General features: G+C 64.1%; 19 protein-coding genes. 3 read left to right on the top strand and 16 right to left on the bottom strand.

The features are described 5' to 3' along the window. Window positions 1–66: 66 nt before the first annotated feature. The 6 genes from eda to ACGYLO_RS07970 all read right to left on the bottom strand — a co-directional run bounded on the left by eda (window position 67) and on the right by ACGYLO_RS07970 (window position 7,467). A complete protein-coding gene (eda, locus tag ACGYLO_RS07995) occupies window positions 67–720 on the bottom strand; it encodes a bifunctional 4-hydroxy-2-oxoglutarate aldolase/2-dehydro-3-deoxy-phosphogluconate aldolase (RefSeq protein ID WP_271689021.1) in 654 nt (217 codons plus the stop codon). A gap of 3 nt (window positions 721–723) precedes the next feature. Then, the gene (gene edd, locus ACGYLO_RS07990) at window positions 724–2,532 is read right to left on the bottom strand and encodes a phosphogluconate dehydratase (protein WP_271689020.1); all 1,809 of its coding nucleotides are present in this window, start codon (window positions 2,530–2,532) and stop codon (window positions 724–726) included. Continuing rightward, window positions 2,529–3,992: a glucose-6-phosphate dehydrogenase gene (zwf, locus tag ACGYLO_RS07985; protein ID WP_271689019.1), complete on the bottom strand. Its 1,464-nt coding sequence runs from the start codon at window positions 3,990–3,992 to the stop codon at window positions 2,529–2,531. Before zwf ends, edd begins: the two co-directional genes overlap by 4 nt. A gap of 149 nt (window positions 3,993–4,141) precedes the next feature. Next, window positions 4,142–5,068, bottom strand: a complete 927-nt coding sequence (locus ACGYLO_RS07980) for a carbohydrate kinase (protein ID WP_271689018.1) — start codon at window positions 5,066–5,068, stop codon at window positions 4,142–4,144. 3 nt (window positions 5,069–5,071) lie between these two features. Further along, on the bottom strand, window positions 5,072–6,199 hold the full coding sequence (locus ACGYLO_RS07975) for an ROK family transcriptional regulator (RefSeq protein WP_271689922.1): 1,128 nt from the start codon (window positions 6,197–6,199) through the stop codon (window positions 5,072–5,074). Window positions 6,200–6,396: 197 nt separating this feature from the next. After that, window positions 6,397–7,467 (bottom strand): alcohol dehydrogenase family protein, encoded by a 1,071-nt coding sequence (locus ACGYLO_RS07970; protein ID WP_271689017.1) that lies wholly within the window; start codon window positions 7,465–7,467, stop codon window positions 6,397–6,399. A gap of 88 nt (window positions 7,468–7,555) precedes the next feature. On the opposite strand from ACGYLO_RS07970, the gene ACGYLO_RS07965 reads away from it, so the two are divergent. Further along, entirely contained in the window at window positions 7,556–8,089 is a 534-nt protein-coding gene (locus tag ACGYLO_RS07965; RefSeq protein ID WP_271689016.1) for a TetR/AcrR family transcriptional regulator, read from the top strand. An 18-nt stretch (window positions 8,090–8,107) separates the two neighbouring features. Then, window positions 8,108–9,043, top strand: coding sequence for a DMT family transporter (locus ACGYLO_RS07960; protein ID WP_271689015.1), 936 nt, complete (start codon window positions 8,108–8,110; stop codon window positions 9,041–9,043). 13 nt (window positions 9,044–9,056) lie between these two features. Here the strand turns inward: ACGYLO_RS07960 and ACGYLO_RS07955 are convergent, their stop codons facing one another. From ACGYLO_RS07955 to ACGYLO_RS07925, 7 genes are all read right to left on the bottom strand, one after another. After that, window positions 9,057–10,016 (bottom strand): D-glycerate dehydrogenase, encoded by a 960-nt coding sequence (locus ACGYLO_RS07955; protein ID WP_271689014.1) that lies wholly within the window; start codon window positions 10,014–10,016, stop codon window positions 9,057–9,059. 3 nt (window positions 10,017–10,019) lie between these two features. Then, complete coding sequence (locus ACGYLO_RS07950; RefSeq protein WP_169306085.1) at window positions 10,020–10,181, bottom strand: hypothetical protein; 162 nt, start codon at window positions 10,179–10,181, stop codon at window positions 10,020–10,022. Between the two features lie 10 nt (window positions 10,182–10,191). Then, window positions 10,192–11,547, bottom strand: a complete 1,356-nt coding sequence (locus ACGYLO_RS07945; RefSeq protein ID WP_271689012.1) for an amidase — start codon at window positions 11,545–11,547, stop codon at window positions 10,192–10,194. After that, window positions 11,537–12,955, bottom strand: coding sequence for a TRAP transporter large permease subunit (locus ACGYLO_RS07940; protein ID WP_067266963.1), 1,419 nt, complete (start codon window positions 12,953–12,955; stop codon window positions 11,537–11,539). The genes ACGYLO_RS07945 and ACGYLO_RS07940 overlap by 11 nt, the downstream gene beginning before the upstream one ends. Then, on the bottom strand, window positions 12,952–13,536 hold the full coding sequence (locus tag ACGYLO_RS07935; RefSeq protein WP_093928097.1) for a TRAP transporter small permease subunit: 585 nt from the start codon (window positions 13,534–13,536) through the stop codon (window positions 12,952–12,954). The genes ACGYLO_RS07940 and ACGYLO_RS07935 overlap by 4 nt, the downstream gene beginning before the upstream one ends. 75 nt (window positions 13,537–13,611) lie before the next feature. Beyond that, window positions 13,612–14,742 carry a TRAP transporter substrate-binding protein gene (locus ACGYLO_RS07930; RefSeq protein WP_067266961.1) on the bottom strand — a complete coding sequence of 377 codons (1,131 nt, stop codon included), beginning with the start codon at window positions 14,740–14,742 and terminating at the stop codon, window positions 13,612–13,614. A 234-nt stretch (window positions 14,743–14,976) separates the two neighbouring features. Further along, window positions 14,977–15,924, bottom strand: coding sequence for an SDR family oxidoreductase (locus ACGYLO_RS07925; protein ID WP_271689011.1), 948 nt, complete (start codon window positions 15,922–15,924; stop codon window positions 14,977–14,979). 154 nt (window positions 15,925–16,078) lie between these two features. Here ACGYLO_RS07925 and ACGYLO_RS07920 point away from each other — a divergent pair, with 154 nt between their 5' ends. After that, window positions 16,079–16,972: an AraC family transcriptional regulator gene (locus ACGYLO_RS07920; protein WP_271689010.1), complete on the top strand. Its 894-nt coding sequence runs from the start codon at window positions 16,079–16,081 to the stop codon at window positions 16,970–16,972. A 31-nt stretch (window positions 16,973–17,003) separates the two neighbouring features. Here the strand turns inward: ACGYLO_RS07920 and ACGYLO_RS07915 are convergent, their stop codons facing one another. The 3 genes from ACGYLO_RS07915 to ACGYLO_RS07905 all read right to left on the bottom strand — a co-directional run bounded on the left by ACGYLO_RS07915 (window position 17,004) and on the right by ACGYLO_RS07905 (window position 21,067). Continuing rightward, the gene (locus tag ACGYLO_RS07915; protein ID WP_271689009.1) at window positions 17,004–18,143 is read right to left on the bottom strand and encodes a M20/M25/M40 family metallo-hydrolase; all 1,140 of its coding nucleotides are present in this window, start codon (window positions 18,141–18,143) and stop codon (window positions 17,004–17,006) included. Between the two features lie 69 nt (window positions 18,144–18,212). Further along, window positions 18,213–19,385 (bottom strand): M20 aminoacylase family protein, encoded by a 1,173-nt coding sequence (locus ACGYLO_RS07910; RefSeq protein WP_271689008.1) that lies wholly within the window; start codon window positions 19,383–19,385, stop codon window positions 18,213–18,215. Continuing rightward, window positions 19,382–21,067, bottom strand: a complete 1,686-nt coding sequence (locus ACGYLO_RS07905; RefSeq protein ID WP_271689007.1) for an ABC transporter ATP-binding protein — start codon at window positions 21,065–21,067, stop codon at window positions 19,382–19,384. The genes ACGYLO_RS07910 and ACGYLO_RS07905 overlap by 4 nt, the downstream gene beginning before the upstream one ends. Window positions 21,068–21,070 lie beyond the last annotated feature (3 nt).

Raw genomic sequence — 21,070 nt, 5'->3', positions numbered from 1 at the left:
TGGCGTCAGGCTTTCCGCGGCCCTTCGGGGGGCAACGGAAAGCCCGCGCCCGGCCTTCTTTCGGGGTTAGCCGGCCTTGCCCAATTGTGCCGCGGCGCGGGCCAGCGCTTCGATCCCGGCCCAGTCCCCGGCATCGATCAGCTTTTTCGGCGCGACCCAGCTGCCGCCCGCGCAAAGCACATTTGGCAGGCTTAGGTAGCTTTCCGCATTGTCGGGGCTGACACCGCCCGTCGGGCAGAAGGTGATCTGCGGCAGGGGCGCGCCGATGGCCTTGAGCGCGGGCGCGCCACCCGAGGCTTCGGCGGGGAAGAACTTCAGCATGTCATAGCCGCGCTCCAACAGCCGCATCGCCTCGCTCGCCGTGGCGGCACCGGCCAACAGGGGAAGCTCTTCCTCCTCGCAGGCCGCGATCAGCGCGTCGGTGGCACCGGGCGAGACACCAAAGGTCGCCCCCGCCCGTTTCGCCGCGCGGACGTCTTCGGGGGTGACCAGCGTGCCCGCCCCCACATGTCCGCCCGCGACCTCCGCCATGGCGGCAATCGCGTCGAGTGCGGCAGGCGTGCGCAGGGTCACCTCCAAAGCAGGAAGCCCCCCGGCGATCAGTGCTTCGGCCAAGGGCCGGGCGTCGGCGACATCTTCGATCACCAGCACGGGCACGATCGGGGCAAGCGCGCAGATTTCGCGGGTGCGACGGCTGGCGTCTTTTGCAGTAAGGGTCATGGATCAGCCTCCAAAAATCGTTGCGCCGGTGGTAGCAGAACCGACTGTGTCGCGGAACATAGCGAACAACTCGCGCCCCGTCCCGGCATGATAAGCAGAAAGATCAACGGTGACGTTGGGACGGTCGTCGAATCCTTCGGCCAGCACGTCGAGCGTCCCTGCCACGGCATCAACCCGCAGCAAATCGCCATCCTGCACCCGCGCGATGGGGCCGCCGTCGACCGCCTCGGGGCTGACGTGGATCGCCGCAGGCACCTTGCCCGACGCGCCCGACATGCGCCCATCGGTGACCAGCGCCACCTTCTGCCCGCGCCCCTGAAGGATCGACAGAAGCGGCGTCAGGCTGTGCAACTCAGGCATGCCATTGGCCTTTGGCCCTTGGAAGCGGACCACGACGATCACGTCGTCGGTCAGCTCGCCTGCCTTGAAAGCGGCCTTCACCTCGTTCTGATCTGCAAAGACCCGCGCCGGGGCTTCGATGATGTGGTGTTCGGGTGCCACGGCAGAGACCTTCATACAGGCGGTGCCGAGTGATCCGGCCATGCGGCGCAGCCCGCCGGTGGGCTGGAAAGGATCGCTGGCAGGGCGCAGGATTTTCTCGTTCAGGCTCTCGCCCGCGCCCTTCTCCCAGACCAGACCCTCGGCCTTCAGCTTCGGCTCGGCGGTGTAATGCTCCAGCCCCTGCCCCGCGACGGTATGGGTGTCGGGGTGCAGATGGCCGGAGTTGAGCAATTCGCCGATCATATAGCCCAAGCCCCCGGCGGCGTGGAAATGGTTCACATCCGCCAGACCGTTGGGATAGACCCGCGCCAGCAGTGGCGTGACGTCGGAAATATCCGAGAAATCCTCCCAATCCAGAATGATCCCCCCGGCCCGCGCCATGGCGATGAGGTGGATCAGCAGGTTGGTCGACCCACCCGTAGCATTGAGCCCAACGATCCCGTTCACGAAGGCCTTTTCATCCAGAACCGAGGCGAGGGGGGTATAATCATTGCCCAAAGCGCTCAGCGCTAGCGCGCGTTTCGCGCCTTCTTGGGTCAGCGCATCGCGCAAAGACCCGTTCGGCGGCACAAAACTCGCCCCCGGCAGGTGCAGTCCCATGAACTCCATCAGCATCTGATTGGTGTTGGCGGTGCCGTAGAAGGTGCAGGTGCCCGGCCCGTGATAGGCTGCCATCTCGGCGGCCATCAGCGCGTCGCGCCCGACTTCGCCCGCGGCGAACTGCTGGCGTACCTTGGCCTTCTCATCATTCGACAGCCCGCTTTCCATCGGCCCGGCAGGCAGGAAGACGGCGGGCAGATGGCCGAAAGCCTGCGCCGCGATCACCAGCCCGGGCACGATCTTGTCACAGACCCCAAGAAAGACCGCCGCGTCAAAGGTGTTGTGGCTGAGCGCCACGGAGGCCGCCAAGGCGATCACATCGCGCGAGAAAAGCGACAGTTCCATCCCCGCTTCGCCTTGAGTAACGCCATCACACATGGCGGGCACCCCGCCCGCGACCTGCGCGGTGCCCCCCGCCGCACGCACGGCCTCGCGGATCAGATCGGGGTAGCGCTCAAACGGCTGATGCGCCGAAAGCATGTCGTTATAGGTCGTCACGATCCCGAGGTTGCCCGCGCTGGTGGTCGCCAGCCGGTCCTTATCCGCGCCAGAGGCGGCATAGGCATGGGCCTGCCCGCTACAAGACAGATGCGCGCGGGCCGGTCCCTTGGCGCGGGCGGTCTCCATCCGGTCGAGGTAGGGCCGCCGGGTCGCCTCGCTGCGGGCGATGATACGGTCGGTGACGCGGTCAATCGTGGAATGCAGGGTCATGTCTCGTCCTTTCGTGTGATCTCGCGCCAGCGGCGGCCGTCGCGGTGCATCAGCATCAGCGCCTCTTCGGGGCCGGAGCTGCCGGGGTCATAGGGATACGGAGGTTGCCGGGTCTCTTCCCAGCCATGAATGATCGGATCGGCCCAAGCCCAAGCGGCTTCGACCTCGTCCCCGCGCATGAAGAGCGTTTGATCGCCGCGGATCACATCCATGATCAGCCGCTCATAGGCGTCCTGCGGGGTGCCCTGCTCGCCCAAGGCATCGGCAAAGGTCATATCCAGCGCCACTTCGGCCAGACGCATGCCGCCGGGGCCGGGGTCTTTGATGGTGTTGCGCAGGGTGATGCCCTCATCCGGTTGCAACCGGATGATCAGCGCATTGCCCTTATGGCCCTCCATCGCGGGGAAGATCATATGCGGCGGGTCGCGGAAGATCACCGCGATCTCGGAACTGCGCCCGCGCAGCTTTTTGCCCGTGCGCAGGTAGAACGGCGTGCCCGCCCATCGCCAATTGGCGATCTTGACCTTCATCGCGACAAAGCTTTCGGTGCGGCTGTCGGGGTCGCCCGCATGGTCGCGGTAGCTGCCCGCGCCATTGGCGGCGCGGTACTGGCCGCGGGCGATGTCCTTCTGTGCCACAGGCTCAAGCGCCTCGATCACCTTCACCTTCTCATCCCGCACCGCGTTGGGGTCAAAGCGCGAAGGCGGCTCCATCGCCGTCAGACACAAAAGCTGCATCAGGTGGTTCTGCACCATGTCGCGCATGGCGCCCGATTTATCGTAGTATTCGCCCCGCCCTTCGACACCGAGGCTTTCGGACACGGTGATCTGCACATGGTCGATATGGGTGGAATTCCACAGCGGCTCCCAAAGCGCATTGGCGAAACGCAGCGCCATGAGGTTCTGCACCGTCTCTTTGCCAAGGTAATGGTCGATCCGGTAAATCTGGCTTTCGTCGAAGTTGGCACGCAAGTCGGCGTTCAGCGCCTGCGCGGTTTCCAAATCATGGCCAAAGGGCTTTTCGACGACGATGCGGCTCTCGGCTGTGGCGATGCCGTGATCATGCAGTTTGCCACCAATCGTGCCGAACAGCGACGGCGAAACCGAGAGGTAGAAGGCCCGCACGACATCATCGCGCATCACGTCTTTGAGATCCGCCCAGCCCGCATCGCCAGAGGCATCCACGCGCACGTAATGCACCATGACAAGGAACCGCTCCAAGGCGGCACTCTCTTGGGCCAGCTTGGGGGCGAACTCCAGCAGGCTGTCGCGGATCATCTTGCGAAAGGCCTCGGCGTCAAGCTCGGAACGGGCCGCGCCGACGATCCGCGCGGCCTCCGGCATCTGGCCGACGGTAAAGCGGTGAAACAGACCGGGCAGAATCTTGCGCCGGGCAAGATCGCCGGTCGCGCCGAAAATGACGAGGTCGAAAGGATCAACGGGGATTACGCGCGATACCATGGGGTCAGCCCTCCTGCCTGCGCAGGTGCGCTATGGCACCCTGTTTTCGATTGCCCAAAGCCATCACCACCCCCTTCGCGCCCTCCTCCGGGCGGCTACTGGTAGCGCTAACATATTTGAGCGAAAAAGATAAGCGGTTCTTCAACATTTCATATTTCCTCGACCCAAGGCGGGTTCGCCCCGGCCCGCGAAACGGTCACGGCGGCAACCCGCGCGCCATAGGCCAGCGCTTCGGACAGCACCTCTGGCGCGAGGGTGACAAGCGCAGATTTATGCAACTGCCCAAGCTCCGACATCTTGGCCAGAACGCCTGCATTGAACGTGTCGCCCGCGCCGACCGTATCGACGATTTCGGCTTTCACGGCGGGCACTTGCACCTCTTCGCCATTCGCCAGATAGCCGGTCGCCCCCTCGCCCCCGCGGGTCAGGATGACAACCGATGGGCCCTTCTTTAGCAACTCGGCCACCTTGTCGCGCAGCGACAGCGGCGCGGGGTTGATCCAGTTCAGATCCTCATCCGACACCTTCACGATATCAGACAGCGCCAGCATCCGGTCGAGCCTTTGGCGATAGCGTTCGATATCCTTGATAAAACCGGGGCGGATGTTGGGGTCGATCATTACCGCGCGCCCCTCGGCGTTGCGCGCCAATAGCTCGGCATAGGCATCCGCCCCCGGCTCGCAGGCCAGACTGATCCCGCCAAAATAAAGCGCCGAAACCTCGCTGGACAAGGCGGGCATATCCTCGGGCGTGATCATCCGCCCGGCGGAGTTTTCGTCATAGAAATCATAGGTCGCATGGCCGCCCACCAGCCGCACGAAGGCCAGCGTCGTCGGACGGTCGGACAGGACAACATGCGACACATCCACATGGCTTGCCTTCAACCCGTCGACCAACTGCCGCCCGAACATGTCCGACGACAGGCCCGAGAGCATCCCCACCTGCGCGCCGAGCCGCCCCAATGCGATGGCCGTGTTGAACACCGCCCCGCCCGCATGGGGCACAAAGCCATCGGGGCCTGCCTTGGTCGGGGTCGGGATCATATCGATCAGGGCTTCTCCGCAGCAAAGGATCATCTGTCAGCCTTTCAAGAATGCGTCACGGTCGACGAGGAAACGGTCCGAAAGCGGCAGGCTCGCCGCGCCGAGCGCACGGGCATCGCTGCCGACGGTGCCTTCGCGCAATTCGGGAAGGGTGACGCCCGGCAAGGGCCGGGCGGCGAGGTGGCGGCGGGTGCGGGTGACCAATTCGGCGCGAACCTCTGCGGGTACCGACCCGTCGATCATCACCGCGTCGAAATCAATCAAACATGTCGCGGCGCGGATCGCCTGCGCCAAGGCCTCGGTCGTGCTGTCGAGCCATGGGTGCAAAATGTCGCCGCCAAAGCCCCAGGCCGCCGGATCGCTCCACGGGGCGCGGCGGGTCTCTCCGGCCTTTTGCAATGCGCCTTCCAAAGTCGCCAAAGAGGCCACATCGACCAATTGCCGCGCCGCATCCCCGGCCAACGGCATAGAGCCGAGCGCCCCGGCATTGCCGCTTTTGCCGGTGTAGAGCTTGCTGTCCAGCACCAGCCCGCCGCCGACGAAATAGCCGATGTAGAAATAGAGGAAATCGCGCGGCTTGTCCTGCGCGCCAAAGACCAGTTCCGCCCCACAAGCGGCAGAGGTGTCATTGCAGATATAGATCGGCAGATCGACCATCTCCGCCAAAGCGGCTTCGATATCAAAAGTTTGCCACGCGCTTAGATCGCCGCCGGCGACCTCCCATTCCCACATGCCGAACGGCAGGGCGACCCCCAGACCGGCCATCCGCGCCTGCTGCTCGGCGGAAAGCGAGGCAAGTGCATCTTGCAAAGCACGCGCGGCAAAGGTCATCACCGCATCGGGCGTGGGATGGGCATAGGTCTCACTGCTATGCCGGGTCACTTGCCCCTCGAAATCGGTGAGGATCAATTCCACACTGCGGCGCCCGACCTTCAGGCCCAGAAAAAACGCGCCCTCCGCGTTCAGGCTGATCGGCACTGATGGCTGGCCCACACGGCCCCGCACCCGCGCGCCCTTTTTCAGCAGACCTTCGGCTTCGAGGGCGCGCATGATGACGGATACGGTCTGCGCCGAAAGGCCCGTAAGCCGGGCAATCTCGGCCTTCGAAGTGGGGCCACTGCGGCGGATCAGCGACAGGACGAGCCGTTCGTTATAGGCCCGCATCCCGCTTTGGTTCGACCCGCGCGCGGCCCGGTCGGCGATAGTCTGTAGCTGCTGCAAACTGGCCTCCCCTCCGGTTCATCCGCACTTCAACGGACAAATCCCAAATGGGAGGGGTTAAGTCAACGACTAAATCAATCTAATTTACTTATTGGCGATGAAAGGCCGCTCATCCTGATATGAGCGGCCCTTCTTCGCGTTTAACCGACCACCGCAATGCCGATTTTCCCCATATGAGATTTCTCAAGAAAGGCTTCCTGCGCCTGTTTCAGATCGCGCAGCGCATAGCTTTCCGCCACGACAGGCCGAATTTCCCCGCGTTCGATATAGCCCACCAGATCGGCAAAAACGCTTGGCTCTTGCCGGGTGCTGCCCATCAGGGTCAGGTCCTTGAGGTAGAGCGTGCGCAGGTCCAACTCCACGATCGGCCCGGCAATCGCGCCCGAGGTCACATAGCGCCCACGCGTCACCAGCGCGTCAAGCAATTTGGGCCAACCCGCCCCGCCGACGAGGTCGAGCACCACGTCATAGCTGTCCTCCGGCAGGGCCGCATCCCGGTCGAAGGTCTCATCCGCGCCAAGCGCCCTCAGCGCCTCCATCTTGCCGGGGCTGGTCACCGCCGTCACATGCGCGCCGCGCCGTTTCGCCAGTTGCACCGCCGCCGAGCCGACCCCGCCCGAGGCGCCGGTGATCAACACACGTTCGGCCCCCAAGGCGGCCCGCTGGATCATCCCCTCGGCCGTCGAAAAGGCGCAGGGAAAGGAGGCGAGTTCAACATCCGTGAGCGCGCTATCGACCCGCAGCGCATTGCTGGCCTCGGCGGTGGCATATTCCGCAAAACCGCCGTCCCGCTCCGATCCGAAGGTGACGAGATCATCCGGCCCCGCGGCCGCAGGGCTGTACATGGGCCGGATCAAAACCCTCTCGCCGATGCGGCCTTGATCGACACCCGCGCCCACGGCCACGACCTCTCCGCAGCAATCGGCCCCTTGGATGCGCGGAAAACTCAGTGCGCCAGACCATCCGCCATCGGCGTCCGACGCGCCGCCGTAGCCCTCGCTCGCCGCCGAGCCGGTGTCGCCGCGCACCGCTTTGGAATACCAGCCCGTGCGCGTGTTCACATCCGTGTTGTTCACCGCCGCCGCGCCGACGCGAACCAGAACCTCACCGGCGGCGGGCTTTGGCAGCGCGACATCCTCGCGCCACTCCAGCTTGTCCAAGCCGCCATGGCCGGTCAGCAGCATCGCTTTCATGGTCTTCGGTAGGGTCATCGCTCGGGCTCCTTCAGCGGCAGAATGGCAAAGTGTAGAATGATTACTCTACTTGCGTAGGTAGAGCGCCCCCTCTACATCGTCAAGCATGACAGATACCAAAAGCAAGATCGCCGCCGGGCTGGAACGTGCCTTTGCCACCCGCGGCTTTGCCGACCCCAGCGTCGAAGACCTGCGCGATGCGGCCGGGGTGAGCCTGCGCACGCTCTACAAATACACCCCCTCCCGCGCCGAAATGGTACTGGCCGCGCTGGAGAACCGGCAGCAACGCTATCTGGCGCTGGTCTTCGGCGATCTGCCCGAGACCCCGACCGAGGCGCTTGAGGCAATTCTGACCCGCGTCGGGCAGTGGATGGCGACGGAAACCTCTCACGGCTGCCTGTTCCACGCCGCCGTCGCCGCCGACCCCGGCAGCGAAAAACTGCACGCCTTGCTCTCACGCCATAAGGCCGAGGTCGCGGCCAAAGCCGCCGCAGCCGCCGATCTGCCGGGTGCGGAGACCGAGTTGCTGTTGATCCTCGAAGGGCTCACACAGACTTGGCCGCTGCACGGGGCGCAGGCGGTGACCGCCGCGCAGCATTTGGCCCAAACGCTGCTGCGCGATGCGCGCCAGCACCAATGACATGCTAGGGACGTTTTCATGATGCAGGGCCACCGATGGGGCGTGATCGCCATCCTTTTCGCTGCCGTGGTCTGGGGCACGACCGGCACCGCCGCCACCTTCGCCCCCGAGGTCAGCGCCGCCGCCATCGGTGCCGCTGCCATGGGGCTAGGCGGGATCGCGCAGGCCCTCTGGGCCGGTCGGGGCATTCTGAACCAGCGCGCGCGGCTCTGGCAACAGCGCCGCCTGCTGATCATCGGCGCGCTGGCCGTGGCGGTCTATCCGCTGGCCTTTTACGGCGCGATGCGGCTGGCGGGGGTGACGGTGGGGACGGTCATCACCATCGGCTCCGCCCCGCTGCTCTCGGCGCTGATCGAATACCTGTTGGATGGCCGCCGCCTGACCCTGCGCTGGTCCTTTGGCGCGGCGGTGGGGCTGATCGGCATGGGGTTGATTTGCCTAGCCGAAGGCGATGCCCATGGCAGCGCGGCAAGCGCGCCTTCCGTCCCTTTGGGCGTTTTGCTGGGGCTGATCGGCGGCTTCACCTACGCACTTTATTCGTGGAGCGCGCGCCGGATGATGCTGCAAGGCACCCGCTCTGCCGTGGCCATGGGGGCGACCTTTGGGCTGGGCGGGCTGTTGCTGATGCCGGTGCTGGCGGTCTCGGGCGGGGCGTTTCTGGCCTCTTGGACCAACGCCGGGGTGGGGCTCTACATGGCCGCTGTGCCGATGTTTCTGGGCTATATCGCCTTCGGCTACGGCCTTGCCCGGGTGGAGGCGAGCACGGCCACCGTGATCACCTTGTTCGAGCCGGTCGTCGCGGCGGTGCTGGCCGTGGTCATCGTGGACGAACGCCTGCCCCCGCAGGGCTGGGTCGGCGTCGCGCTGGTGATCGGCTGTTTGGCCATCATCACCCTGCCCGCCCCGCGACGGCTGCGGCGGCACACCCCTGCTCCGCCGCCACCCGCCACCTAGAGGGCCGCTGCCGCTAAAGCTGATCCGGCGGCGTCTCGCCCCGGAAGAAATGGTCGAGATTGTCCAGCGCCTTGAAGCCCATCGCATCACGGGTCGCCACGGTGGCGCTGCCGACATGGGGCATCATCATCACGTTATCATGGGCCGCAAAGGCCGGGTTGCCGCCCGGCTCGGTCACGAAGCAATCCAACCCCGCCGCCCCGACATGGCCCGAGGTGAGCGCGTCGAGCAGCGCCGCCTCCTCCACCAGATTCCCCCGCGCGGTGTTCACGATCACGCAGCCCTTGGGCAGCCGCGCCAAACGCGCGGCGTTCATGAGGCCCACCGTCTCGGGCGTGGCAGGGCAGTGAAGCGAGAGGAAGTCCGAGACCGCCAGCAGGTCGTCCAATTCGGCGTGATAAGTCGCCCCCGCCTCCGCTTCCGGGTCCAGACGGCGGCGGTTGTGGTAATGCACTTCCATATCCAGCCCCCGCGCCTTGCGGGCAAAGGCCCGGCCCACGCCACCCATCCCGATGATGCCAAGCCGCGCGCCGGAAAGCTGTTTGCCCACAAGCATCGCAGGCGACCACGACTGCCACTGCCCGCTGCGCACCAGCCGGTCCCCGGCAACCGCGTGACGGGCCGCCCCCAGCATCAACATCAGCGCCAGTTCCGCCGTGGCATCCGACAGAACACCGGGCGTGTTCGTCACCACGATCCCCCGCGCCTTGAGGCTGGGCAGATCGCAGTGATCGACGCCCACGGAATGGTTCGCGATGATCTTGAGCCGAGGGTCGAGCCGGGCCACAACCTCGGCGCTGAAATGTTCGGAATGACAGGGGATCATCCCATCGACCCGCGCGCTCATCGCGATGATGTCCTCAGCGCTGCCGGGCTTGTCGGCGGGGTCCCAGATCACCTCGTAATCCCGCCTCGCGCGGTCGAGTGTGGCGTCAGAGAGCTGCCGGGTGATCCAAATGACAGGTTTGCCCATGGCTCAGTCCCGATCTTTCCGACTGGAGGTGAAAAAGTCATAGGCCACAAAAGCCAGCGTCACCGCGACGATGATGATCAGGTCGATGCTGGGCACCTCCACGGCGAGGATCAGCAAAAACACCGCAATCGCGGCAAAGGCGAGCAGGGCAAGTAGGCGGTTCATGGTCTCATCCTCATTCAGTTGCACCATCGGCCCAGTCGAAAAGCCACTGGGCGCTGCGCATCAAACGCCCGTCTTGACCGTGACCGCCGACCAGTTGCACCCCCATCGGCAAGCCCTCTTCCGAGGTCATCAACGGCAGCGACACACAGGGGCTGCCGCAGAGCGTCCAAAGACCGTTGAAAATCGGATCGCCGGTGGTCTCCAACCCACGCGGCGCGGGGCCGGTGGCTGCGGGGCAGAGCAGCACGTCGCAACGGGTCAGCAGTTCTTCCAGCGCGGCGGTCAGCACCTTGGGCAGGTCGCGGGCCGATTGGTAATCGCGGGCCAGCACCTTATTGCCCGCCTCCATCGCCTCCCGTGCCACGGGTGAGAGCAGCTCGGCCCCGTCGCGCAGATAGGGGTAGAAATGATAGGCCATCTCGGCAAAGTTGATGCGTTTGCGCGCCTCGGCAGCCTCGTTAAAGACCGGCGGCAGGGGCATCTCAAAAGCCTGATCGCCAAGGGCCGCGACCAATTCCTCGAAAGCGGCGTGCAACTGCGGATCGGCATCCTCCCATCCCGGCGGGCGGACAAAGCCGAAAACCGGCGGGATCGGCGGCGCGCTGGTCGCCTCGGCCAAGAGCGCGGGGGTTGGGGCAAGCTCGGTCGCGCTGTCTTCGGGATCATGGCCAAACAGCACCTCGGCCAGCAGCGCGGCCCCAGCGGGATCGCTGGCAAAGACGCCAATGGTGTCGAGCGAGGGCGATTGCGTCAGCACCCCCCGGCGTGGGATCGCGCCGAAGGTTGGTTTGAACCCGGTAACCCCGCAAAAGGACGCAGGCCGGATCACCGACCCGCCGGTCTGCGTGCCGATGGCCAAGGGCACCATCCCGTCTGCCACCGCCGCCGCCGACCCTTGGGACGAGCCGCCGGGGCTATGCGCCGGATTATGCGGATTGGTGGTCTTGTTCGGATGCATGAAGGCCAGTTCGGTCGTGACCGTCTTGCCCATGATGATCGCGCCTTCGGCCTTGAGCCGCTCCACGATGAAAGCATCGCGCAGCGGCACGCGCCCCTTGTCCTGCGCCGCGCCGTTTTCGGTGGGAATGCTGCGCGTGTCGATCACGTCTTTCAGCCCCACCGGCAGCCCGTGCAGCCGCCCCAGCGGCCTGCCCGCCCGGCGATGATTGTCGAGCGTTCGGGTCTGCGCGCGGGCAAACTCGGGGTCGAACCACGCCCAAGCGCCCACCACCTCCTCGCGCGCTTCGATCCGCGCGATGTAGCTTTCCACCAGCGCCAGCGCATCCAATGCGCCGGTCGCCAAACGGTCCCGCAGTTCGACCACGCCAAGGGCTGCCGGGGCGGTCATCCGTGCCTCAGCGCCCATAGAACACCTCCGGCAGGTAGAAGACGATCTGCGGGAAGACATACATCAAGATCATCGACAGGATCACGCAGAACAGGAAGGGCATGACACCCGCGAAGATCTGCGTCAGGCGCAGTTCGGGCGGGGCGATTCCCTTGAGGTAATAGGCCGACATCGCCATCGGTGGCGTCAGGAACGAGGTCTGCAGGTTCAGCGCCACGAGGATGCCGAAGAACAGCGGGTCGATCTCGAAGACGGCCAGCAGCGGCAGGAAGATCGGCACGAAGATGATGATGATCTCGGACCATTCCAGCGGCCAGCCGAGCAGGAAGATGATGAGCTGCGCGAGGATCAGGAACATAATCGGCGACAGGTTCAGCGACTGCACGAACTCCGAGATCACATGCTCCCCGCCGAGGTAGGAGAACACCGCCGAGAAGGTGTAGGAGCCGACGAAAAGCCAGCAGACCATCGCCGTGGTGCGCACCGTGAGATACACGCTCTCGCGCATCCGCTGCCATGTCATCGCACGGTAAATGAAGGCGAGGAAGATGCCGCCGAGCGCCCCGATCGAGGCCGCCTCCGTCGGGGTGGCGAGGCCGAAGAGGATTGAGCCCAGCACCGCGAAAATGAGGAAGGCCAGCGGCAGGAAGGAGGTGGCGATCATCAGCAACAGCTTGCCCATCGGCATGTCTGGCACCTCATCCGCCGTGGGGCGCGGGGCCGAGGAGGGCTGCAACAGCGAGCGCCCGATGATGTAGATCAGGTAGAGCCCCACCAGCGTCAGCCCCGGCAGCAGTGCGGCCGCGTAAAGCCGCACGATGGAGACATTCGTCGCCGCCGCATAGACGATCAGCATGATCGAGGGCGGGATCAGGATGCCCAAGGTGCCGCCGGCGCAGATGATGCCTGCCGCAAAGGACGGGTTGTAGCGCGCCTTCAGCATCGCGGGCAGCGCTAGCAGCCCCATCAGCGTCACCACCGCGCCGACGATGCCCGTGGCGGTGGCGAACAGCGCGCAGGTGATCAGCGCGGCCACGCCCATGGAGCCGGGGATGTTCTTGGAAGCGATGTTGAGCGTAGTGAACAGCCGGTCGACGATATTCGACCGCTCCACGATATAGCCCATGAAGAGGAACAGCGGCACCGCCGTCAGCACTTCGTTCGACATCACCGTGAAGGTCTGGTTCACGAAAAGGTCGAATATTCGGTTGTTGAAGAACCCGTCGAGCCAGGTCGACCATTGCTCCCATTGGCCGGCCCCCTCGTCCAGCCGGTCGAAACTGCGCCACATGCGGCGCGCGTCGAAATAGGCGTAATAGCCAAAGCCGATGCCCATCGCCATCAGCGTGAAAGCAATCGGAAAGCCCAGGAAAACAAAGACGATGAACAGCCCAAGCATCATCAGGGCGATTTGCGGATCGGTCATGTGAGATGGCCCTTTTCGGCCTTGTTGGCTTCGCGCATCATGAGGTCTTCGGTCTCAAAGACGTCTTCCTCGGCTTCGAGCCAGTAGTTGGAACGTATGGCGATGAGACAGCGGCAGACCTGCGCGATGCCTTGGATGAACAGCAGTATCCCCGCCGCCACGATGATCGCCTTGAATTGATAGATCGGAACCCCCGCCGGGCTGTTGACCGACACTTCGCCATATGACCACGACCGTGCGGCGTATTTCCACCCCGCGAGGATCAGCGCGGTGACGCCGGGGAAAAAGAAGATGATATAGAGCACGAGGTCGATCATGCCTTGGGTGCGCGGCTGGAACAGCCGGTAGAGGAAATCCCCCCGCACATGGCCGCCCCGCGACAGCGTATAGGCCCCGCCCATCATAAAGAGCGTGCCATACATGATGAAGGACACATCCAGCGCCCAAGCCGTGGGATTGTTCAGCACATAGCGCACAAAAACTTCGTAGCCCGTGCCGATGGACATCAGCAAAATGAGCCACGCAAAAGCCTTGCCGAACCATGCGGAAAGGTTATCGGCGAACCGAATGAAAGATATCATGATGCCCTCGGTATCTCGCACGAACCCCGGCACGCCATGCGCCGGAGTTCGCGGTGATGTTATGGGTTTGCGGGATCAGAGTTTGATCTTGCCGGGGAAGTAATGCTCATAGGCAAGCCCGTAATCCGGCGAGTTCATCAACTCGTAATAGGCCACGCGGTCGACCCATTCGCGCTGGCTGTCGAGGGTCTTTTTCATGAAGGGATCGGATTCCAGCTCGGGGATCAGTTCATCCCATGCTTTAAGCTGCGCATCCAAGATTTCCTTGGACGTGCGCCGCACGGTCACGCCAGCCTCGTTTTGCAGGAACTGAAGGTCCGCCGAATAGCGGTCCATCGCCTTGGCCGTGTTCGCGGTCGAGGCCGCCTCGACCGCGTATTTCAAGATTGCCTGAAGATCGGGGTCGAGGTCTTCGAGGAACATCTTGGAGAACAGGAACTCAAAGCTCTCGGAGGCTTGGTGATAGGACGACAGGTAGTAGTTCTTGGCCACGTCCTGCGCGCCGAAATCCTTGTCCGACGAAGGGTTGTTGAACTCGAAGGCGTCGATCACGCCGCGCTCCATCGCGGGCACGATCTCCCCGCCCGGCAATTGCGCCACCGACATGCCCAGCTTGGCCATCAGATCGGCGGCCAGACCCACGGTGCGGTATTTGAAGCCTTGCAGGTCGTCGACGGTATTGACCTCATTCTTGAACCAGCCGAAGGGCTGGGCGAACATCGGGAAGCCCATGTAGCCCACAACGTCGAGGCCCATGATATCCTGCGTCAGCTCGTTATAGAGTTCCTGACCGCCGCCCTGATAGAACCACGACAGCATCGTGGTGGCAGAGCCGCCGAAAACCGGGCCGGTGCCAAAGAGCGATGCGGCCTTGTTCTTGCCGTACCAATAGACGGGCACCGAATGCGCCGCGTCGATCAGACCGTCGTTCACCGCATCGAGCACCTGAAACGCCGCGACGACCGCGCCCGCGGGCAGCACGTCGACCTTCAGACGCCCGCCCGACATCTCCTCGACCCGTGTCGCGTAGTCGCGGGCAAAGTCTTGCCAGATGTTCGCGTCGTTCCACGACGTCTGCATCTTGATGACGATCGGCGCTTGAGCCAGCACCGCCGGTGCGGCCAGCATGCTCCCCGTCGCCGCCCCCCCAGCAAGTGCGGACTTCGTCAGGAACGAACGTCGATTGAACTTTTTAGTCTCAGTCATGTTTCCTCCTCCCAGAGTAGCCGCCCCTTTGCTTACTTGAAATACGCTATTGGTCGGGCGACCCGAGATCAGAGACTAACCAAATGATCTCATTTGGCAAGAATTGTCCGCAAGGGACTCTTCAAGTGCAACTTTATTGTGCAAAAGCTGCAAAAATCGACACTCTCCTTCGGCGCGGATGGCCTGCGGATATCGCGCGTTCTGAGCAGGGCGGAGACAGGCCCCGCCCGCCCCTCAAACCGCCCATCGAAAGCCTGTTTCCACCTCGGACCGCTCCCAGAGGCTGACCATCGTCTCCTTGTCATAGGCATAGGGTTCCAACCTGCCGCGCCCAACGGGGCCGACCATCTCCATCCGGCCTGTGGGGCCGTAAAGCGCGCGCTGCTCTAGCCCATCCTCGGTGGCGCACATGACCTCGGGATAGGCGCCGCGCTCCGCCGTTTGAACGATCGGCAATTTCGACATCAGCCACCAAGTGAACCGGGTCATCAGCCCGCCACTGGTGCTGATCAAAGAGGTGGCCGAGGCGCCGGGATGGCAGACATAGACCGCCACGTTCCTCCCCGCCCGCGCGACGCGGTCCTGCAACTCATAGGCAAACATCATCTGCGCCAGCTTGCTTTGGCTATAGGCCGGGTTGGCGCGGTAATTCTTGTCCCAGTTCATGTCGTCGAACTGGATGGTGCGCAGGCCCATCTTGTAGCCAAGGCTGGCCACCACCACGATCCGCCCATTGCTTTCGTCGATCCGGTCGAAGAGCAAACCGCAGAGCAGGAAGTGGCCGTAGTGATTGGTGCCGAGCTGGCTTTCGTGGCCGGCCTTGGTCAACTGGCGGTTTGGCACCTGCGCGATGGCGGCGTTGCAGATCAGCGCATCAATGCGGGGAATGTCGCGCAGAACCTCTGCCGCCGCGCGGCGCACCGACTGCAAATCGGCGAGGTCCATCTGCATGAAACGCACCTGCGCCGCTGCGCCAAATTCGTCTTTCAGCTTGGCCACCGCCTCTGCCGACCGTTCCGCGCTGCGGTTCAGCATCACCACCGCGGCACCTTTACTCAGCAAGGTCCGCGCTGCCTGAAACCCGGCCCCGGCATTGGCCCCGGTGATCACAAAGGTCTTCCCCTCTACCCCGTCAATCTGCTCAGGGGTCCAGCCGTGCGCGCCGAAAGTCTTATCTGTCATGGTCTCGTTCCTTAGCTTTGCTGAGGCATCGCGCCCCGTTGACCCTGCAGATAAATCTCAGCCCCCTACGGAAATAGACCGGATCGTCGCGATTACTTGCCTGATCCTCTCACAGCCATTGCATGAAACACTCATGCGGTCCTAATCTGCACGCATGAGCAAAGACCAAATCCGCCATATCATCGAACGGCACAGCCATACCGACGGGCTGACCGAGACCGGCATCAAGGGCGTTCAGTATTTCCGGGCGACCAGCGCGATCCCATGCGCGCCCGCGGTCTATGAACCCTCTGTCATCGCCATCGTCAGCGGCGCGAAAGAGGCCGTGCTCGACGGTCAGCGCTATGTCTATGACGACAGCCGCTATATGTGCTGCCCCATGTCGATGCCGGTCAAAGCGGGCACGCCAAGCGCCTCGCCCCAGACCCCTCTATTCGGCGTCTACATCGCTCTGGACGCGCGACTTATGGCGGAGCTTTCGCTTGAAATGGAAAGCGCGGGGAGCCTGCTGCCCCCTGCCCCCGCCGACCTGCGCGCCGAGGGGATCAAACTCGCGGCATGGGACGGGGCCTTCTCCGACGCACTGCTGCGTCTGCTGCAATTGAGCGAAAGCGAAACCGACCGCGCCGTGCTGGCCGAAGCGCGCCTGCGCGAACTTTACTACGCCATCCTGAAAGGAGAGGCAGGGCTCTTCGCGCGGCGGGCCTTCGGGGCAGGCAATGCCGTGGCGCGGGCCATCTCGCATGTCGCGGCCCATCTCGACGCGCCCATCTCTATCGACGCGATGGCCCAACGCGCGGGCATGAGCCGCGCGGTATTTCACCGCAAGTTCAAACAGGTCACGACGATGTCGCCGATACAATTCGTCAAATCCATGCGCCTGAACAATGCCGCCGTCAAAATCGCAGGCGGCGCCACGGTCGGCGAAGCGGCAATGGCGGTGGGCTATGTCAGTGCCTCGCAATTCAGCCGAGAGTTCAAACGCATGTACGGCCAATCCCCCCGCGAATGGGGCGACGCGCAGCAGATAGCAGCGGGGGTGATTTAGAGGGGGTCTCCGCCCCTCCCCCCCCCCCCCCTTAAGCCGTCAGCCGACAGAACAACCCCGCCGCCAGCTTGGCGCGTTCGGTGAGGCTGTCGACATAGATATGCTCCTGCAACGTATGCAGACCCTTGCCGCGCACGCCGATGGAATCCAGCGTCGGCAGGCCAAGAAAGCCGGTGAAATTGCCGTCCGATCCGCCCCCGGCAGAGCTTCCGGTGATCTCGATCCCCAGTTCGCCCCCAATCTCCTGCGCGAGCTTCAGCATCGCCATCGTGCCGGGCTGGTCGGGCTCCCAAACCGGGCGGGTGACGCCGCGGCGGATTTCCATGATCACGTCGCCTTCGTCCGAGTTCAGCGCCATCATCTTTTCCACGCCTGCGTCGAGCTGCTCTTGCGTTTTTGCCATGGTGAGCACTTCGGCATCGCAGACCGAGGACACGCAGTTGACCCATTGGCCCGCGTGAAAGACCCCGAGCGAGAAGGTGCAATCCTCGGTGGTCATGCCCTCGATCGTGCCCACGGCCTTGGCCATCTCCGCGATGGCCGAGCGGCCTTCGGCGAGCGCCCAGCCCGCGTGGCTGGGGCGCCCCCGGGTCTGGAGGTTGAACCGCGCGATGGCGTAGCGCCCGATCACCGCGCCGCCGTCGGGGCGGGCAGGTTCGGGGACGAGGATGTATTTGTGGCGCTTCGCCTCCTCTTCGATCAGACGGCGTGTGGCGGGGGTGCCGATCTCCTCATCCGGGGTGAAAAGCACCGTCACCGGCAGCGGCGTCTCGACCCCGGCGGCCTGTAGCTTGCGCAGCGCATCGAGGTAGACGTAGTTGCCGCCCTTCATGTCCATCAGACCGGGGCCGTAGCAGATATCGCCTTCGCGTTTGTAAGGCAGGCTCGCCAAGGTGCCGAGCGGGTGAACCGTGTCCATATGACCCAAAAGCAGAATGCCCCCCTCGCCCGCGCGGGGATGGGGCATCTCAGCGCGCAGGCTGTCGCCCAGCCCCATCGGGCTTGGAATACGCTCTGTCCGCGCGCCCAAGACCGCCAGATCGTGCTGCGCCACATCCATCATCCGGTTCACCGCCGCCCCGTCGAATGTGGGGCTTTCGGTTTCGATCCATGGGCGCAGCCCGGTGAGCATCTCTTCGGTATCAAAAGGCAGATCGAGCGGGTTGGGCATGTTCAATATCCTTTCCTCCGCCGCGCGACAGCGGGCGGTTGGCTTAAATTAAAAGAATGGCGCAAGGGCCTAGCCGCCGACCTTTGGCAGGCGCGTCTCGACAATCCGCGCATAGATCGAGGCACCGACAGGCAGAATGGCGTCGTCCAGCACGAAGCCGGGGTTGTGCAAAGGCACGCTGCCCGCATGGCCCACGCGGCAATAGGCCCCCGGCACCACCTTCAGCATATCGGCGAAATCCTCGGACCCGCTGGCCTGTTCGGTCGAGACATGGGCATTCTCGCCCCCCACCACGCTGGCCGCCGCTTCGACATAGGCGGTGGTCAGTTCGGGGTCGTTCATCAACACGTCAAAGACGTTACGGATGTCGACTTCGATCTCGATCCCATAGGCGCTGGCCATACCGGCGCAGAGTTCGCGCATCCGGGCCTCGGCCATTTCGATCACATCCTCATGGAAATAACGGATTGTGCCCGCAATACTGGCCGCATCCGGCACCACGTTATAGGCCGAGCCTGCGTTGAATTTGGTGACCGACAGCACGATCGGCTTGGTCGGCGGCGTGTTGCGGCTGACGACGGATTGCAACTGCTGCACCAGCGCCGTGCCGATGACGATGGGATCGCGCGACTGATGCGGCATGGCGGCGTGGCTGCCAGTGCCTTTGACGGTGATGTCAAAGAAGGCCGCCCCGGCCATGGCCGCACCGGGGGTGACATTGACCACGCCCGGCTCGGAGTTTGGATCGTTGTGCATGCCGTAAATCTCGTCGCAGGGGAATTTCTCGAAGAGCCCCTCTTCCAGCATCCGGCGCGCGCCGCCCAAACCTTCCTCGGCAGGTTGAAAGATCAGCACCACGGTGCCGTCGAAATCGCGCGTCTCCGCCAGATAGCGTGCAGCCCCCAAAAGCATGGTGGTGTGGCCGTCATGACCGCAGGCATGCATCCGCCCGGGGTTGGTCGAGGCATAGGGCACGCCGGAATCCTCCACAATCGGCAGCGCGTCCATATCTGCGCGCAGCCCGACACGGCGGTTGCCACCGCCCGCGCCCTTGATGATGCCGACAACCCCGGTGCCACCCAGCCCTTCGTGCACCTCATCCACACCGTAGGCGCGGAGCTTTTCGGCCACGATGCCCGCGGTGCGGACCTCTTCGAACCCCAGTTCGGGATGGGCGTGGATGTCTTGACGGATGGCGGTGAGATCGGCGGCGAAGGCTTCGATCTTGGGAAGGACGGTCATGCGGTGGCTCCTGTCGTCATGGTGGCGCTGCCGAGCGCGCGGTAGTTGGCAAAATCCCAATGGCGGCCCGGCGCCGCTTCGATCAGGTTGCGTGTGTAGTCGTGATGCGGGTTGGCCAACACATCGCCCGCGGGGCCGTATTCGACGACCTGCCCGCGCTGCATGACCAAGACCTCGTCACAAATCTGCGCGGCGACGCGCAGGTCATGGGTGATGAACAGCATGGCCACGCCGAACTTCTCTTGAATGTCATCCAAAAGATCGAGCACCTGCGCCTGCACGCTCACATCAAGGGCCGAGACAGCCTCATCCGCGACCAGCAGATCGGGCTTCATCGCCACCGCCCGCGCGATGGCGATACGCTGGCGTTGCCCGCCTGAGAATTGATGAGGGTAGCGGTCGAGTGCGTCGCGCGGCAGGTCCACCAGCTCCATCAGCTCAGCGGCATGGCGCATCGCCTCTTCGCGCGGGGTGCCGAAGTTGATCGGCCCTTCGCAAAGGCTGCGCGCCACGGTCCAACGCGGGTTGAGCGAGCGGTAAGGGTCTTGGAACACGATTTGCAGATGTTTGCGGTGATCGCGCAGCTGACGGCGCGAGAGTTTGGCGATCTCGGTCCCCGCGACATTCACGCTCCCCGCTGTCGGGTCGATCAGCCGCATGATGGCCCGCGCCACGGTGGATTTGCCCGAACCGGACTCCCCAACGATGCCCAGCGTCCGCCCCGGTTTGATGGTAAAGCTGACATCCTGCGCGGCTTTCACACCCTCGCTGCGGCGCAGGAAACCGCCGCCGCCATAGGTCATGTCGAGCCCGGCCACACGCACCACTTCGCTTTGCGATGCCGCCGCCCTTGCGGGGCGCGGGGTGAGGTTGGGCACGGCGGTCAGCAGGGTGCGGGTATATTCCTTCTCCGGCTTGGTCAGCAGCTTTTCAATCGGCGCGCGTTCGACGATCTTGCCCTGCTGCATCACCGTCACGGTATCCGCGATCTCGGCCACCACGCCCATGTCATGGGTGATGAAGAGCACGGCGGTGCCGTGGCGCTCTTGCATCTCGGCGATGAGCTTGAGGATCTGCAACTGCGTGGTCACATCGAGCGCCGTCGTCGGCTCATCCGCAATCAGCAGATCGGGGTCGAGGATCAGCGCCATGGCGATCATGATGCGCTGGCGCTGCCCGCCGGAAAGCTGGTGCGGGAAGGCGCTGAAGATGCGGTTCACATCCGGCAGATGCACCTGATCCATCATGTCGAGCGTGCGTTTCTTGGCCTCGGATTGGCTCAGATCGCTGTGCATGTTGAGCACTTCCATGATCTGCTCGCCCACCCGCAGCACCGGGTTCAGCGCGGTCATCGGCTCTTGGAAGATCATCGCGATCCGCCGCGCGCGCAGCTGGCGCATTTGCGCGTGGCTGGCGCTGGTGATCTCGAAATCGTCCAGCGTGATGCTGCCGCTTTGCACCTCCAGCGCCGATTTCGGCAGAAGCCCCATAGCCGCCAGCGAGGTCACGGATTTGCCTGAGCCAGATTCACCCACCAAGCAATGCGTCTCGCCCGCGCGGATGGTCAGGTCGATGCCGTCAATCACCGGTTTGGCCTGTGGACGCCCGCTCAACCCGATGCGCAGATCGCGCACTTTGAGCACCTCACGCGCCTCCGAGAAGTCTTTGGTCTTGAACTGCATCTC

It is taken from the genome of Sulfitobacter sp. 1A13353 (genome assembly GCF_043557255.1).
In the GTDB taxonomy this organism is placed as follows: domain Bacteria; phylum Pseudomonadota; class Alphaproteobacteria; order Rhodobacterales; family Rhodobacteraceae; genus Sulfitobacter; species Sulfitobacter faviae.
This window is presented reverse-complemented; position numbering and strand designations above follow the sequence as displayed.